This window comes from Sphingobacterium sp. UBA6320, from assembly GCF_002440335.1.
GTDB lineage: Bacteria > Bacteroidota > Bacteroidia > Sphingobacteriales > Sphingobacteriaceae > Sphingobacterium.
Genome location: NZ_DJTA01000024.1, coordinates 129,078 through 147,001, shown reverse-complemented (window position 1 = coordinate 147,001; position 17,924 = coordinate 129,078). Strand labels below are relative to the sequence as shown.

Annotated in this window: 13 protein-coding genes; 11 read left to right on the top strand and 2 right to left on the bottom strand. The window is 33.8% G+C overall.

Annotation, left to right across the window (positions count from 1 at the left end; translation table 11 throughout):
• Window positions 1-26: 26 nt before the first annotated feature.
• Window positions 27-2,201, bottom strand: coding sequence for a S9 family peptidase (locus tag B3P23_RS16445; RefSeq protein ID WP_293928171.1), 2,175 nt, complete (start codon window positions 2,199-2,201; stop codon window positions 27-29).
• Window positions 2,202-2,470: 269 nt separating this feature from the next.
• Here B3P23_RS16445 and B3P23_RS16440 point away from each other — a divergent pair, with 269 nt between their 5' ends.
• Window positions 2,471-4,669 (top strand): FUSC family membrane protein, encoded by a 2,199-nt coding sequence (locus B3P23_RS16440; protein WP_293928168.1) that lies wholly within the window; start codon window positions 2,471-2,473, stop codon window positions 4,667-4,669.
• A 67-nt stretch (window positions 4,670-4,736) separates the two neighbouring features.
• On the opposite strand, the gene B3P23_RS16435 is transcribed toward B3P23_RS16440, so the two are convergent.
• Window positions 4,737-5,291: a ferritin gene (locus tag B3P23_RS16435; RefSeq protein ID WP_248754548.1), complete on the bottom strand. Its 555-nt coding sequence runs from the start codon at window positions 5,289-5,291 to the stop codon at window positions 4,737-4,739.
• Window positions 5,292-5,725: 434 nt separating this feature from the next.
• On the opposite strand from B3P23_RS16435, the gene B3P23_RS16430 reads away from it, so the two are divergent.
• The 10 genes from B3P23_RS16430 (at window position 5,726) to B3P23_RS16385 (ending at window position 17,880) form a co-directional block, all read left to right on the top strand.
• Complete coding sequence (locus B3P23_RS16430; RefSeq protein ID WP_045754827.1) at window positions 5,726-6,445, top strand: response regulator transcription factor; 720 nt, start codon at window positions 5,726-5,728, stop codon at window positions 6,443-6,445.
• 6 nt (window positions 6,446-6,451) lie between these two features.
• Window positions 6,452-7,810 carry a HAMP domain-containing sensor histidine kinase gene (locus tag B3P23_RS16425; RefSeq protein ID WP_045754828.1) on the top strand — a complete coding sequence of 453 codons (1,359 nt, stop codon included), beginning with the start codon at window positions 6,452-6,454 and terminating at the stop codon, window positions 7,808-7,810.
• A 129-nt stretch (window positions 7,811-7,939) separates the two neighbouring features.
• Entirely contained in the window at window positions 7,940-8,452 is a 513-nt protein-coding gene (locus B3P23_RS16420; RefSeq protein ID WP_045754829.1) for a hypothetical protein, read from the top strand.
• On the top strand, window positions 8,439-8,939 hold the full coding sequence (locus tag B3P23_RS16415; RefSeq protein WP_045754830.1) for a hypothetical protein: 501 nt from the start codon (window positions 8,439-8,441) through the stop codon (window positions 8,937-8,939). The genes B3P23_RS16420 and B3P23_RS16415 overlap by 14 nt, the downstream gene beginning before the upstream one ends.
• Window positions 8,923-9,675 (top strand): YoaK family protein, encoded by a 753-nt coding sequence (locus B3P23_RS16410; protein WP_045754831.1) that lies wholly within the window; start codon window positions 8,923-8,925, stop codon window positions 9,673-9,675. Before B3P23_RS16415 ends, B3P23_RS16410 begins: the two co-directional genes overlap by 17 nt.
• 331 nt (window positions 9,676-10,006) lie before the next feature.
• A complete protein-coding gene (locus B3P23_RS16405) occupies window positions 10,007-10,585 on the top strand; it encodes a Crp/Fnr family transcriptional regulator (protein ID WP_248754547.1) in 579 nt (192 codons plus the stop codon).
• Between the two features lie 89 nt (window positions 10,586-10,674).
• Entirely contained in the window at window positions 10,675-11,115 is a 441-nt protein-coding gene (locus B3P23_RS16400) for a carboxymuconolactone decarboxylase family protein (protein WP_293928159.1), read from the top strand.
• Between the two features lie 475 nt (window positions 11,116-11,590).
• Window positions 11,591-13,816 carry an alpha/beta hydrolase family protein gene (locus B3P23_RS16395; RefSeq protein ID WP_293928156.1) on the top strand — a complete coding sequence of 742 codons (2,226 nt, stop codon included), beginning with the start codon at window positions 11,591-11,593 and terminating at the stop codon, window positions 13,814-13,816.
• A gap of 368 nt (window positions 13,817-14,184) precedes the next feature.
• Window positions 14,185-16,650 (top strand): glutaminase family protein, encoded by a 2,466-nt coding sequence (locus B3P23_RS16390; RefSeq protein WP_293928153.1) that lies wholly within the window; start codon window positions 14,185-14,187, stop codon window positions 16,648-16,650.
• Between the two features lie 519 nt (window positions 16,651-17,169).
• On the top strand, window positions 17,170-17,880 hold the full coding sequence (locus tag B3P23_RS16385; RefSeq protein WP_293928150.1) for a hypothetical protein: 711 nt from the start codon (window positions 17,170-17,172) through the stop codon (window positions 17,878-17,880).
• The last annotated feature ends 44 nt before the right edge of the window (window positions 17,881-17,924 follow it).

Sequence of the window (17,924 nt, the reverse complement as noted above, 5' to 3'; positions counted from 1 at the left end):
AAGGGGATTTTTTTATACTTATTTTTTTATTTCTTCAAATGAAGATCGAAGTATCTTGCAATTTTTTCATACATATGAATTCGGTCTTTTCCTGAAACATTGTGTTCATGAGTAGGGTATAGGAAATAATCAACTTGTTTTCCAGCTTTGATACAAGCTTCTACAAACTCCATACTATGTTGTTGTACTACTACAGGGTCTTGAGCTCCATGAATAATCAATAAATCGCCTTTTAATTGATCTGCTTTGTCAATGAGTGAGGTTAACTTATAGCCTTCTGGATTTTCTTGAGGCATATCCATATACCGCTCACCATACATGACTTCATAGTATTTCCAATCCATTACTGGACCTCCTGCAACAGCTGCTTTAAAGATATCATTGTGGTGTATCATAAATGATGTTGTCATGAATCCACCAAAGCTCCAGCCGAATATACCCATCTTGCTTTGATCAACAAATGATTTGGATTTCAAATATTCTATGCCTTTCATTTGATCAGCCATTTCTGCCTGTCCGAGTTGACGATGTGTTGCGGTTGCAAATGCACGTCCGCGAGCGTCCGTACCTCTATTATCCATGGTGAATACGATGTAACCTTGTTGCGCCATATACATATCAAAATAACCTGCGCCACCTAACCATTTATTGGTTACTAATTGAGAGTGAGAACCTCCATAAAGATAATACATGACTGGATACTTCTTATTTGCATCAAAATCATTAGGATAGATGATGCGTCCTGTCAATGGTGTTACACCATCTGCAGAGGTTAAAGTGACAAATTCTATTTTTGGAGGATTGATCTTACCTAAAAAGGGGTTTGTTGATTCGACTATTTTATCTACTTTACCAGATTTTGTTCCTTTTATTTGAACAATATTAGGAGTGGTTAGATTACTGAATTGATCTAAGATGTAAGTGCCATCACTGTTTACTTTAGCGTTGTGCGTACCTGGACCCTGTGTTAACTGTGTTGTTTTTCCAGTTTTTAGCTCTACTGAAAATAGTTGTCGATCTAATCCATCATTTGTCACTCCAGTATAATAGAGTAAATCTCCTTTGGGAGAAAAATTACCTAATTGTTGTACAATAAGATTTTGATGTCCCAGTTTTTTGATCAACTTACCATCAGTGTTGTACAGGTAAAGCTGATTAAAACCTTCTCTGTCTGATTGATAGATAAATTGTTTTGGGTTATTGGGTAAAAACAATAAATCATTTTGAGGTTCTACCCACGTGGACGCTGTTTCTTCAAACAGTGTTTTGATAAAACGGCCGTCTTTTGTATTATATTGATTTATTTTTAGATGGTTTTGTTCCCTATTTAATACTCCAACGTAAATGGACTGTCCAGATGGGTCCCAAGTTACGGCTGTTAAAAATTGCTCTTTTGGTTCTCCAGTTGCTAATGTAATTTTTTGATTTGTTTGAGTGTCATAGATGACCAAGGTAACTTCCTCGCTTTTCATGCCTGCCATGGGATAGCGAATATCCTTAACAGAAGCTACCCGAGTATCCCACTGTATTAAAGGGTATTTGCTCACCATCGTTTCATCTTTACGGTAGTACAATAGTTTGTCATTTTGAGGATTCCACCACATGCCTTTTTTGATGCCAAATTCTTGTCTATGCGTATAGTCGCTGCCGTTTAGAATACCATCTATTGTATCTATTGTTACACCGGTTAATCGTCCAGCAGCATCTTTGATTTGAATATTATTACCAATTAAATAGGCTACCTTACTATAATCTGTTGCATATTCTTGATTTGTTGCTGTGGCATCTGATGCTAATAGATGTACTATCTTTTTGTTTTTTATATCAAAAGCAATCTGATATTGTGCTTGTTTTGTATGAAGTGAAAAACTGATTGTATTGGCATTTTCCCATTTATAGTCACTGGGAAAGATCTGCAAATTAATCCGATCATTTGGAAGTTTTGCTTGCAAAGCACTTTGTAATTCGACTTTACTTAGTATGATCTCTTCCGCTCCATTATTCGGAGCATTTTTTTGAACTAAATTTTGATAACCTTTGTCCAAATAACTGAAGTTATTGCTATTGGGTACCCAGTTACTGCTTACAAGAGCTGTAGGTGCATATGTACGGGGGCCAAAGACTGTCTCTTCTATATTCAAGTTGCGCTGACCATAAGCCATTGAACTTGCTAATAATAAAAGTAGCGTTAGTTTTTTCATTCTTTTAATGATTTTTTTGTCTAAAATTATTGTTTTCTTTTGACTATTTCTCATTTCCACTACAAACATATCCATTTTCTAGGAAATATAAGATATCGGATTTCGGTATAAAACGATATTTTATATATGTTTTGCGTTGTTTTGTAAACTTTATAGTAGATGAAAATTTCTTTTTGTAGTATTAAATTTGGTACTTTTGCAAAAGTTAAATGATGAGCATAAGTATAATCTTTAATCGACATATTTCCACTTTAATAATATAACTTATATTGCGTGATCGTATAGAAAAAGTATGGCAAAAGACACGGTTTTTTGTTAATAGCCAACCGTTTCATGAGGGATTAAAAATAACTATTGCTGTCCTGATTCCAGTTCTCATGTTCACTTTTTTTGGTCAACTGCACCATGGTGTAACCTTGGGTATAGGTAGCATTATAGCAAGTACTCCAGATTTGGTCGGCCCCTATCGTGAGCGCCGTCAATCTTTGTTTATCAATGTTATCGTTATTTTCGCAATGAGTATGCTTACACGCATATTACCTTTTTCAGATTTTTTCTTGGGTCTATTTATGGCTTTCTTTTCTTTTGCGGCTTGTATGTTGACTGTTTTTGGTATAAGGGCGATGGGCATTGGTGCATCTTGTTTATTAGCGCTATTTTTTAGCTTAACGTTGACCCATGAAAGTAGTCATCCTATCACAGAAGCTTTATTGCTCACTGCTGGTGCAATTTGGTATATGATTTTTGTATTAGTCCTACGATACATGAGACCATATCGTGTTAGCCAGCAAGTTTTAGCAGAATGTGCTTACAAAATAGGTAGCTTACTTCGTATTAAGGCTGATTTTTTTGATGCTAATACTGCTATTGCAAAGACGCATAAACAAGTTATTCAAATCAATATGGTGTTAAATCAACGTCAGGAAAATGTCCGTGAGGTTTTGTTTTCTGCAGCGACCGAGAAGCAATTTGCAAGTTATCAATATAAACAGCTTACCTTTATTTTCGCAACATTGATGGAATTGTTTGAGAGAATTAATGCTTCCCATCATGATTATTATCAGATTCGTGAAAAATATGGACATACCAAGGTGTATCAAGTCATTCCTGAATTATTGATTAGTTGTGCCCAAGAATTAGAGCGATTGACCACTCCAATAAGTTTGCTGAAATCGCCAAAGAATGCCATTCAATTTACAGGCCTATGGGATAATGCATATGCAGAAATTATTGCTCTTGAAAAGCAAGAAGGAGGGACAACAATTGTGTTGAAAAAGATACTTGTTAATATCAGGTACGTGATGCAAAAAATAAGAGAGGTCCATCGTATTTTATCTAAATCTGAAGAAGTTCATGATCACTCTGAGCTGATCGCACATAAAGAGCGTTTCTTTAGGCAAAGGACATTTTCATGGCCAATACTGCAAGCGCATCTGAATTTAAAGTCACCAATTTTTAGACATTCTCTTCGTGTGGCTATTGTGATGTTGATTGCTTTTGTGATTACCAAAGCGCTGCCGATTTTCTTTCCTGATTACATTGCCTTAACAAAGCATAGTTTTTGGATTTATATTACCATTATTGTGATCTTACGTCCAGGTTTTAGTTTAAGTAAGCAACGGAGTATTGATCGGCTAAAAGGATCATTTTTAGGTGGCCTCTTGGGTCTCTTAAGTATTTTCTTGATTACAAATAGTTATGTACTGCTGGGCTTAATGTTGGTTTATATGCTTTTAACATTTACTTTTTTAAGGAGTAAATATGTTTATGGTTCATTTTTTCTAACTGCTTTTTTTCTTATTGCCTACTATTTCTTTACAGGAGTAGATGATTTTGGAATTCTCCTATTGAAAGAACGTTTATTAGATACTGTCATTGGCTGTGTTCTGTGTTTTTTATCTTTTCACCTTATTCTTCCGACATGGGAAAGTGATTCGGTAAAGAGTTATTTAAAAAATGTCGTACAGTCTAATGTTCATTTCTTATCCATTTGCTTTCGTAAACTGTCGGGCGATCATATTGATATTGCAGATTATAAAGTCGCTCGCAAAGAAATTTATCTGAGTTTGGCGGAGTTGAATGCCTTAAATGAAAGAATTCTAAATGAACCTATATATCAGCGCCCATTTACTAAAGAATTAAATGATTTTTCAATTTTTACACATCAGTTGATTTCTTATGCAATGGCATTTACCCATATGATTGATCATCGCTCAACTTCGAATTTTCATGATGAGCATGAACGGTTGATGAATAAAATTCTTTTAAAGTTAAAAAAAACATATGCTTTATTTGAGACTGACTTATTAGAAATTCTTCCTTTGAAGTCCTCGGTCTCTCGATCGCATGTGCTCGATCAGAGTGATGAGCTATTAATTAAAGAACAATTGCAGCTAATGCTCGGGCTTGTCGAGAAATTGTATCATAATTCCTTGGATATCTCTTTATTGGCCAAGAGGTCGCTATAGGTATTTATAAAGTAATAAAAAAGGATAGCTGACGTATAATTAGCTATCCTTTTTAACATATTTTATTTTATGCTAGTGGATTAATTTCATCTGCAACTGGAAATTCCTGACCAGTATTACCAATTAGTTTATTTAACTCAAAGCGAGCATTGTCTGTCATATCGCTGCCTCCAGCTAACTTAGCTTTATCTAATAAGTCCAATGCAAGTTTTTCTTCTTCACGTTGTTCATTAACAAGCCATTGAAGGAAATTCCATGTCGCCCAATCGCCTTCTTGCATGCTTAAATTTACTATTTTATAAATTGATTCGGTATTTTCTATTTCTTGTTGCAATACCATTTCAAAGCACTCTAAAATATTGGTAGGCTCGGGTTCAGGTTTTTTTATTGCATCAATTTTTACAGACCCACCTCTTTCTTGTATATATTCTATTATTTTAGCCATATGCACTCTTTCTTCTTGGGAATGTTTCATAAGGAATGAATTGATCCCATCTAATCTATTGTCATCTGCCCAGCAGGCTAACATGAGATATACTTGAGCAGAATATGCTTCCAATGTAATTTGATCATTTAAAGCTTGACAAAGTGTCTGAGATAATCGATTGGTTGTTATTGCCATTTTATTAAGATTTAAGCACCGCACATTTTTAAATGTGAGTATGTGTAATAGATATTATTTTAGTTGGCACATCATAAGATGTATTCCAATTGTTAAAACAACAATTTGGATAGAAAAATGTTTGGAAATACCTTTAGTTTAGCTGCGGAATCGAGTAGAAGAGGATTAGTTATGGATATAGAATTATAAAGGTTTTTATTAATGATTAATTGTTCAAAATTTAGTTTTATATCTATCGTAAATTTTTAATTATGCAACCTATATTATTAAAGTATCTTGATCAAAGTTTTAAAATTTATTGTTCTCATAAGATCAAGTTTTATAAAGCATGATTATCTAGTTGGTTATGATATACTTTTAAAATTTGTGTCAAAGCCATCAAAAGCTTATTTTTATGTTTTAATAATTCCAGAGCTAATTAAAATATAGCGTAAATGAGTGTAGAACAGCAAAAAATTATCTTGGTTGAAGATGAACAAGGGGTAGCAGATCTGATTGTTCAAGGTTTGGAGGAGGATGGTTACCGAGTCATACATTTAAATAATTCGGAAGGATTAGAGGTACTACTTTCAACTCACGATATCTCACTTGTTCTCTTGGATATTTTATTACCAGGTACTAATGGATTGGAGATCTGTAGGCAGATCCGATTTTGGGGATATACTGATCTTCCTGTGATGATGCTGACTGCTTTAGGGACTCCAGAAAATGTTGTACTTGGTCTGGATAATGGTGCAGATGATTATTTATCTAAACCATTTAAATTAATCGAATTGAAAGCCAGAATTCGATCTTTGATACGTCGTAAACATTCTATTATTCAGGCTACTCAGAAGGATCAGGATCATTCTCAAGAGTATAAATATGGGTTTTTGAAAGTAGATGATTATAAAAAGGTCGCTTATTGTGACGATCAGGAATTGAATCTGACAAGCACCGAATATCGATTACTTTTATTATTTATACAAAGTCCTAAAAAAGTATTTGAGCGTAGTTTACTTCTGGATAAAGTATGGGGGATTAATTTTGACATCGGATCTAATGTTGTGGACGTCTATGTTAATTATTTGCGTAAAAAAATTGAAAAAGTAACCTCTAAAAAAGCCATTCATACTGTGATCGGTATGGGCTATGTGTTAAAAATAGAAGACTAAAAGCTGATGCATAATTATAATAGAAAACTCATTTATCTTATTGCCATATTGGTTATTTATGTCAGTTGTTTTGTTGGTTTTATTTTCTATTCTATTTCAAATTTTGCTTTTACAGATTTTTATAAAAGATTGGATCTGAGGCGGAATATAGCTGCAGAGAAGTTTCTGAATATCAATAATGCGTTGCGCAGTAATCAATGGAGTTTAGATTTTATTGAAGATTTGAATAATCAACATGAATTTCTTGTTGAATTTGATGCAAATGAAAAGATATTGAACAGTCATGGCTTTAATCCTGAACTATGGAGTAAAATCAATAAAAAGGGAATTTCTAATTTTAAGGAAGGCAACCAATTTTATTCTACTAAATTTTTCACCAAGGATAAACGAAACTTTATCATCGGGGCATCTGCAGAAAATTATTTTTATACCCATCATCTGGCATACTTAAGAAATTTGTTGATCATTAGCTTGATCCTGGGCATATTATTTATCTTGGTCGTGTCTCTTTTTATGAAAAGATCGTTTTTGAAGCCTATCCTTACGATGATGAAGGAGGTGCAACAGATTGGTTCTGAAAATCTGGATAAAAGACTGGATGAGTTTAAATATAAGGGCGAGCTTAAAGATTTAGCTCGTACTTTTAATAATATGCTTACACGATTGGAAACCTCATTTGAAACACAAAAAAACTTCATTAGTAATGCATCACATGAGCTTAATACACCTTTAACTTCTATTATAGGTCAGGCAGATTTAGCGCTTTCTAAAGAGCGAAGTCAAGCAGAATATCAAAGAACGCTTTTGAAAATTATTGAATCTGCAGAGCATTTAGAAAAAAAGACAAAGGCTCTTCTTTTGCTGGCACGTACTGGATTTGTTAGTAATTCATCTTCGTTTGGTCCTATCAGAATTGATCAGGTCATAATGGATGCAGAACTGATGGTCAAAGCGATCAATGATAAGTTTAAGATCATCACCGATTTTAATCTTTTACCGGATGATAGTATGCGTCTTAAAGTTAGTGGAAATGCAATTTTACTTCAGTTAGCGTTGTCTAATATCATCAGCAATGCCTGTAAATATTCTAGTAATCGAACGGCCTACATTGCTTTAGGTGCTTTGGATAAAAAAGTGTTTATTCTAATAAAGGATGAGGGAATAGGTATTCCTTCAGAGGATTTGCAACATATTTATGATCCATATTTTCGAGCGTCTAACACTGATGGGATTGACGGGTATGGTATCGGACTACCATTAGCCCGAAATATCATAAAGTTGCATGAAGGTTCATTAAAGGTAACTTCTATTGTGGATAAGGGCACTACTGTTGAGATCGAATTGCCTACTTTTCTTAAATTTTAATCTCATTTTAATCTTTATAACGATTCTAATCTCATTTTAATATCAGCTTTGATATTCTAATTAAAAGCTAACTTCAAGTTCATTCCATTGCAATCTCTGTCTTTTAACTTTGTTTTAAAAGTAAAAGGCATGAATAAACGTATATTGATTCCAAGTGATTTCACGATAGATTCGCTATTTTTTGTTATACAGAGCATCGAACAGTCAAAAGCTAATGAATTGGAAATCATATTGGTATATGGCAACAGGAGCAGTACTTCAATTACTGAACTGTTGGGAATTACCCTCGAAGATCATTTAAAGGAACTCCATTCTGAAGATTTCATTAAAGCTTGTCAAATGATCTGTCATCGGTATGAAGATCGTAAACTCAATATATATACCGATATCATCGGTACGGAGAATGCCAATTACTTACATAACTATTTGAAAGGTGCTGCGATTGACGAAATCAGAGTACCATCAAATTATGCATTTGAAAAAAGAACAAAACATTTTTTTGATGTTGGAAAGGCGTTGTTACGTTTAAACGAACGTAATCGAGGTCGTGTTGGGATCATCCAAAAGACCGGTATACAGAAAATTGAGCGAAATGTTTTGTCAGATTTATTCTTTAACAAAAAATGGGATGTCAATTATTAAAAGAAAAATATTATCAAGATTTAATTTCATCTTTCTCGCCTTACTTCTGTTTGTAGCGACGACGATGGTCATGTTTTATGAAAATCCAGAACGTATGCTGGAAGGTGAGTGGGTAGAGCAGGGTTGGTATTTTGAAAAGGTGGAAAATAACCCATCATTTAAAAAACAGGCTATTATACATGATGAAATAAAAACAGCGGCTATAGCGCATCTTCCACCTCTTCAAGATGGTTTGTGGCATTTCGAAAGAAATGGAAATGATAACTATGTTGCTCATCATGAGGATAAAAGATACAATTGGTTTTTAAAGGGAAGAGGGCATATTCTTGAATTGAGGAAAGACGATAAACTTGTTGAGAGTTTTGTTATCCATCAATTGAATAGAAATGAATTGATCCTGTATCTTAATTTGGATCTTCAAGCTAAAGGTATCGCACGTATAGTATTGAAAAAAGGAGGGAGAGTAAATTATGCTGAGAAAATATAGTAATCATCGTACGATACAGGACAATATCAAGTTGGGTGCATTGACTGCTTTTTCAGCGGGAATGGTCAATGTTGCATCGGTCATTGTATTCTTTTCGTTCACTTCAAATGTGACGGGTTATTATGCGATTTTTGCGCAAGAAATCGCTAAAGGTAATTGGTATCAAGGCGCTGTTGTTTTGTTTTGGATTCTACTATTTCTTGTTGGTAGTATGCTTTCAAATATGATCATCATCCATGGAAAGGGACGTTTTAGTACTTATTTAACACACTCTATTCCGTTAGGATTAGAAATATTCAGTATTTTATTTGTCGGTATCTATTTAGATTTCTTTTATAAAGACTCTTTGCAAGAAACAGAAGTATTGGTAGGGGCATTGCTTTTTGCAATGGGGTTGCAAAATGGTCTAACTGCCACTATTTCCAATTTTGTGGTAAAAACAACTCATTTAACAGGGCTTACGACAGATTTAGCGATATTGATATCGATGTTTACAAAAGAATCTAATCGGCACAACAAGGCATTGGTGGACAAGTTTCATTTACTTCTCAGCATTGTTATAGCTTATGTAGCTGGTGGACTGATTAGTGGATTGTCTTTTGCATTTTTAACATATAAAACGTTTTATGTTGTTTGCTTTGTTTTACTTATTATTGGTTTTTATGATTATTATAAACTGTATATCATTAAAAAACAATACTTACAGCGTCATCGCCAAGATCCTGTTTCTGTATAGGTTTTATGCACAATATCATGTTCTTAGTAGATTAATTAATTAGATTTTATCTTTAGCTACATTTTCAACTTTGCTTGTTGTACTGATCTCTCGACTTATTTTAAGAAGTTGCGATGCTATACAGCTGGTATTTATATTTTAGTTTTTTGAAGTCGTTTCTCAGCTCTTGCAATACCAGCTTGTAACTTCCTTATCTTCCTGTACTTATTTTTACATATATTGTGGATAAATAAAACAACTATTTTTATGCCTTATAAAAACCAAGTTGTTTACATGATGAATGATATTTTAATGATAGAACTATCATTATTTTTATAATTGTTATCCTAGAATGGAATTATTATTGAACCATATAAAGAAATATGTTGAATTAAATGATGAGCAGCTAACGCATATAAGTAAGTCCTTTAATATCATAACTACAGCTAAAAGAGAACTACTTTTAAATGAGGGAGAAATGTGTACCCACCTATATTTTGTAGTGAAAGGATGTTTACGGATGTTCTATGCTGATGAGAAAGGGGTGGAACAGACAATACAATTTGCTTTAGAAAATTGGTGGATGACTGATATTGATGCTTTTAATAAGAGAAAAAAATCCTTATTCTCTATCCAAGCTCTAGAAAAAACTACTTTAATAGGGATTCATAAAACTGATTTTGATTTTTTGCTCAGTGATCAACCAAGCTTGGAAAAATATTTTAGAATAATTTATGAAAGGGCATATTCCGCTTCGCTTTACCGTATGAAATATGCTAGATCATCAAAAGAGGACTTCTATTATTTGTTTTGTTCTAAATATCCTGATTTTGTACAACGTGTGCCTCAAAAATTATTAGCTTCATTTTTAGGTCTGACCCCTGAATACCTGAGTGAATTGCGAAAAAAAAATAGTAAAGTTAGGTCCTAATTACTTTCTTAAACCAGCTTAAGTTTTTTAGAAAATGAAATCATGAATTTTGTTTTATCATCATTGATCACAATTAATAATTGAAAAAAATGGAAAATAGAATTAAAATTCAGGACGTACAACCTGCAGCATGGAAAGCAATATATGGTTTATCAAATTATTTAACTCATACGGACTTATCAAAATTACATTTGGAACTCATTAAAATCAGAGCTTCGCAAATTAATGGATGTGCTTTTTGTATTGATATGCATACCAAGGATGCTTTAAAGAATGGTGAAACTACTCAACGTATCTTTTTACTTAATGCATGGCATGATACAGATCTTTTTACTGATGAAGAAAAAACCCTGCTTGCAATGACTGAGGAGATAACTTTAATTAGTAACGATGGGTTAACGACTAAAACTTATAATCAAGCCAAGTTGTATTTTTCCGAAGAAGTAATTGCACAGATCATCATGGCAGTGGTAATCATCAATAGCTGGAATCGTATCGCAATTAGCACTCAAATGCCTGTGAAAATTTAATCACTGTGAGAGCTATGTAAACCTATTAATCTGCGATTTATAAAAATTAATAGTTTTACATAGCTGCTTTTTTAGAATCGAATATTACTTCATCTTTTGATACTTTATAGTTGATCGCATCTGTTTATTTTATTAAATCATTATTATTTTAATTATAGCAGATTTTTAACTGAAATAGTTGTAAAAATCATCAGTCCTTATATCCTAATTGCCAAAATAGCCATGAATTTTTATAATTATGACTATATTTAATGATCTATTTTTAGCAATTAAGATGTAGTACATCGTTTTTATGGGGTGATTTAATTTTTAACGATTCAATGAACATCTAAATGCTATAAATGGGTGTTGCAATCTAATTTAGATATTTTGAAAATAAATTGTAACATAACATAAAAACATGCGACTAACAATGAAAAAAACTTAATTAATTATGAAGCAGATTTTTTACACAATTGTATTAATAATTTTGAGTATGTCAAACACGAATGCACAAATTAAAGGTGATTGGACAGGCACTTTAGATTATCAGGGGACCGCTGTCGGTATTATTTTTCATTTGACAGAGACGAATGGGGTGGTTCAAGGTACTATGGATGTTCCTCTTCAGGGAGCTGTCGGTATTCCGTTAACTTCAGTAACTTTTGAAAACAATCAGCTAGCGTTGAATATCGAACAGGCAGGAATCAAGTATGAAGGCACATTGGAGAATAGTAAAATCACTGGCACATATAGTCAAGCTGGTATTAAACTACCTTTGGTTTTAGCTAAAACTGTGATTACTAAGCCTGGGGATACCACATTGGTATCAACCGAAACTCAGTTAGCAGAACTTATCGCCTTAGATAAGGGGAATCATAAGTACCAAGTAGCGGATTATTTTGCTAAACCTAAACTTTCATCTTTTCAATTGTCACCAAATGGCAAGTATATCTCTTATCGTGAAAAGGATGACAAGAATAAACGCCACGTGATGGTTAAGGAAGTCAAAACTGGCAAAATAATTCGTGCGATCGAAGAGAAAGATGAACTTATTCGCGGTATGGGATGGATCAATGACGATCGTTTGGTCTATGTTATGGACCAAGGTGGTAATGAGAACTATCATCTATATGCCATAAATATTGATGGAAGTAATAATATAGATCTGACTCCTTTTGAGAATGTGCAAGCATCCATCTTGAATATGCTTAAAGAGCAAAAAGACTATATTATTATCCAAATGAATAAAGATAATAAGCAAGTATTTGAACCTTACAAAGTAAATATCAATACAGGAGCTTCAGAAAAACTATTTACAAACGAAGACCCTGCAAATGCCGTTGTCGGATATGATTTTGATAAAGATGGTAACCTTCGTGGATATAGCAAAATGCTTAATGGTATCAATACCCAATATTTCTATAAGCCACAAGGAACTACAAGTTTTGAAGTGTTTCATACGACCAAGTGGGATGAGACATTCAATGTAGTCTCTTTCAATTATGCTTCAAAAAATCTTGATGAAGCTTATGTATTGACCAATTTGGATTCTGATAAATCAAGAATTGTGCTGTACGATCTTAAAAATAAGAAAATAATCAAGGAAATTTATTCCAATGAAGAGTATGATGCGAATTTAATTTCGTTATCAAGAAAACGCAATTGGGAGATTGATTTTGTCGGTTACGAAGGTGAAAAAGTTGTAATCAAACCCATAAGCGAAACATTCAAAAAGATATATAGTAACTTAGATAATCAATTTAAAGGTTATGAGTTTTCTATCTCTGGAAAAACAGATCAAGAAGATCAATTACTTGTAATTGTTCAAAGTGATAAATTATATGGACGCTATTACCATTACGACACTAAGAGCGGAAAAGCAACATTATTGGTTGATTTGATGCCACAATTGAAAGAGGAAGATATGGCGGTGATGCGTCCTATCACGTTTAAATCTCGCGATGGTTTAACACTGCATGGATACATTACTTTGCCAAAAGCAGCTCTTGATGGTAAGCGAGTACCTTTGATTGTCAATCCTCATGGAGGACCGCAAGGTATACGCGATAGTTGGGGGTTTAATCCTGAAACTCAGCTTTTCGCAAGTCGTGGATACGCTACTCTTCAGGTCAATTTCCGTATTTCTGGTGGTTATGGAAAGGATTTTCTTCGAGCTGGTTTTAAACAGATTGGACGTAAAGCTATGGATGATGTAGAAGATGGAATACAATATGTCATTGATCAAGGGTGGGCTGACAAAAGCAATGTTGCGATTTATGGCGCAAGTCATGGAGGATATGCCGTGTTACGTGGGCTGGCGAAAACTCCTAACCTATATAAAGCAGGCGTAGACTATGTCGGAGTTTCTAATATTTTTACGTTGATGAGCTCAATTCCTGAATATTGGAAACCGTATAAAGAAATGTTGTATGAGATCTGGTATGATCTGGATAAAGAAGATGAAGCAGCTATAGCAAAGGAAGTTTCTCCAATTTTCCATATTGATGCGATCAAATCACCCTTATTTGTAGTTCAGGGAGCAAATGATCCACGTGTCAAAATTGCCGAGGCAGATCAGATTGTAAAAGCATTGCGTGATAAAGGAGTAGATGTTCCTTATATGGTTAAATATGATGAAGGTCATGGATTTGGTAAAGAGGAGAACCAAATTGAATTTTATAAGGCCATGATGGGATTCTTTAGCAAGCATCTTCATTAATAAATATACTACGTAAAAGATTAGGAAAGCTGTCTACTCAATAAGGAGGGGCAGCTTTTTTTTTATCCTTATTTTGTGATCTCTTTAGACAAGGGCATTGCATTTATCAAGTACAGTTTGTTGGAAATATACACGATACATCATATTTGCTCAGGACAAGTAATTGGAGCATATCAAAATGATAAGATTTGAGCATATATTGATACGAAGTAGCGATTGATTTAGAATTTTTAAAGCGTTATTTGACTAATGAAATTAAGCTATACTTTTTAGAATCATAATACTCCTTGAATAACTTATTTTTTGAGGTATTAGCTTATTTGAATTTAATAATATGTTTTAATCCTTTTTATAACCTAATTACTGTGATGAACGAATTGAAAAAAATAAATATTTGGTATTTTTTGACCTTTTTTTTGGCCATATGTCAAGTGCAGGGGCAAGATAGGAAAGCGCCTGCATATCCTCTAATTACGCACAACCCGAATTTTAGTATATGGTCAACTACTGATAATCTGCATGAATCAACGACTAAACATTGGACTGATGCCGATCATTCGCTATTAGGATTAATCAATGTAGATGGTCAAATCTATCGTTTTTTAGGAAAGGAAGAACCAAATTATAAAACGATACTAAATGCGTCTGATACCAAGCCTTATGACGTGCAGTACACAGAAGTTAAACCTGGTGGGGATTGGATATTATCGGACTACGATACGAGTCATTGGAAGTCAGGTATGGCCGCGATTGGTGATGATGAAAAACATGTGAAGACACTTTGGAAGTCAGATCATATTTGGGTAAGACGTACATTTAATATTACAGATCCTGCGAGTATCAATGATCTCTACTTAAAAATAAATCATGATGACAATATCGAAGTATTTTTGAATGGGAAAAAGGTATATCAAAAAAACGGATGGACCAATAGTTTTCAATATCAGCCAATTAGAAAAGCTGATTTGAAAAAAGGAAAAAATGTGCTTGCTATTCATGTAGCAAATACTGCAGGTGGGCGGTTTCTTGATTTCGGTTTGGTTGATAAATTGAAAGAAAGCGGACCAAATGTGCAGATAGCGGTACAAAAAGATGTGGAGATTACTGCAACTCAAACCATCTATAACTTTGTAGCAGGAAAGGTCAATCTTAAGCTTACTTTTACATCACCTTTGCTTATGGATGACCTGACATTATTGTCTAGACCAATATCGTACATTACTTACAGTGTAAGGGCTAACGATGGTAAATCGCACGCTGTAGATGTGCTTCTAAGTGCTTCATCAAATATTGCTGTATATAAACCATCGCAGGAAGTAAGTGCTCAAAATTATGGTACAGATCACTTATCAATATTGAAAACAGGTACTGTGGAACAGCCCATATTACAAAAGGGTGCGGATGATATGCGAATCGATTGGGGATATTTCTATGTAGCTGCATTAAAAAAAACAGGTGCAGTTCAATTTGTCACTCCTGTTGGTGCTGCAGTTGATGCTTTCAGAAGAGGATCTAAAGTTTCTACCGTATCAAATGGCACATCACTAGCTTTGAATACAGTCATACCCTTTGGTAGAGTAGGCAATAATGAAGTAAATCGTTTTGTTGAGTTGGGCTATGATGAAATATATGCTATCCAATATTTTAAAAACAATTTGAGACCTTGGTGGAATAATTCAGGTAAAGAGACGATAGAAGATCAACTCAATAAAGCTGCGTTAGATTATCAATCTGTGATGGACAAATGTGCTGCATTTGACAAACAAGTTTATACAGATGCCATTAAATCTGGGGGAAAGGCCTATGCACATCTTAGTATCTTAGCTTATCGTCAAAGTATCGCAGCTCATACATTGGTTAAAAGTCCAGCAAATGAACTTTTATGGCTTTCAAAAGAAAACAATAGCGGTGGTTTCATTAATACCGTGGATGTCACTTATCCATCAGCTCCGCTTTATTTAATCTATAATCCCGAATTATTGAAAGGCATGTTGAATGGGATTTTTTACTTCAGTGAAAGTGGTTTGTATCCACATCCTTGGGCGGCACATGATTTAGGGACCTATCCTTTGGCCAATGGTCAAACTTATGGAGAGCCCATGCCAGTAGAAGAATCTGGCAATATGATTATTTTGACAGCGGCTATTACTAAAGTGCAACAAGATGGTCGTTATGCTAAAAAACATTGGAAAACTCTTACCACTTGGGTTAATTATCTTGTTCAGGAAGGATTTGATCCCAAAACCCAATTATGTACAGATGACTTTGCTGGGCATCTTGCTCGCAATGCTAACCTTTCAGTTAAAGCTATCGTAGGTATTGCCTGTTATGCACAAATGGCTGAATTATTAGGAGAAATTGAGACCGCTAAAAAATATCGCAACATCGCCGAAAATATGGTTGTCAAATGGATTGATCTTGCGGATGCTGGAGATCATTATGCGCTTACTTTTGATAATAAAGATACTTGGAGTCAAAAATATAATTTAGTTTGGGATAAAGTGTTGGGATTAAACCTGTTTCCACAGCAGGTATATGATACTGAAATAAAATACTACTTAACTAAACAAAATAAATTTGGAATACCGTTAGATAGTAGAAAAGCTTATACAAAAAATGATTGGATTTTATGGACAGCAGTTTTTGCGCCTAACCGTGAACAATTTGATGCTTTGATAAAACCTGTTTATAGGCATGCTATTGAAACTGAATCACGTGTTCCTCTTAATGATTTTTATGATTCCAATACCGGTATTCGTGAAAATTTCAAAGCTCGGAGTGTCGTAGGAGGTTTTTATATGAAAATCTTAGCGGATAGGCTTCAGAAAAAATAAAACTAGTTGTATGATCTTAAAAAAGATCTTAGAACCTAAATAAGCTAAAATAATGATCGGGACAATGGTTTCGATCATTGTTTTAGCTTATTTATTTTGATAGAAATCTCCCTTGTCAGGCTCGTTTAGAGTCATTCAAATTTTCCCAGTTGAAATTTAAAAAATCTATCCCCTCTCCATTTAAATAATTTTAGCACCATCATAGGATATAGCACTTTTTCATTTATAGGGTCCGCTTACTATTCTAATAAGATTGATTTCAATTGTTCTTCGTGGAAAAAAATAAAAAGTGTTGATTAAGTAATCTTTGTTATCAAGTATGCTCTAACCAATTTAATATGAAGAATTAAAGAAATGAGTAATTATTTCATTACGATATATAAAACTTTAATCCGATTTCTTATCGATAACTCAAGATAAGTTCATGAAAAATTAATGGTGTAGAAATAGAAAAATCGATTTGTATATATGGGTATTGTTTGTATATTTGCTCACTATGTTTAATTAATCTAAATAAGAATGAAATACCTAAAACACTTGTCAATCATTATAATGATGCTTTTTGTAAGTAATCAAATGGTAAAGGCACATGCTATATGGATCGAAAGCAATCCTATAGGCAGCAAGAATCAATCACATACCATCCGTATTTATTATGGAGAATATGCAAGCGGAGAAATTGAAAAAACGAAGGATTGGTATTCGGATTTAAGTCAATTGAAATTGAATTTGTTAGATTCAAAAAATAAGCAAGTTGAATTGCATTTGACGGATAAAGGAACGTATTTAGAAAGTAGTTTTATCCCTGATGAGGATGGTATTTACCAAGTTTTCATTTCTCATCCTGCAAGAGAATTGGGCGGAACTACACGTTATGAATTTATCGCACAGAATCGTATTCAAGTAGGCGAAGCCTTAAACTATTCGTCAATTCCTTTGGACACTCACTTCGTATTTACTAATCAAGTACTGAAAGTAAAAGATCTAGTAGAAATTCAATTGTTACGTGGGAGTAATCCAATTGCAAACGAAGAAATTTTATTGATGTCTCCCAGTGGTTGGAGTAAAACCTACAAAACAAATAATCAAGGAAAGATTCAGGCAGAGGTTATTTGGCCAGGTACTTATGTGATCGAACATAGTCACATGACTGATCAATCGGGAAGCTGGAATGATAAATCTTATACTAAAAATTGGCAAGGTCTTACGGCAAGTTTTCAAGTAAAGTAAGTTACAACAGATTGCTATAATTGCGCTAATATGATAGCGCAAGA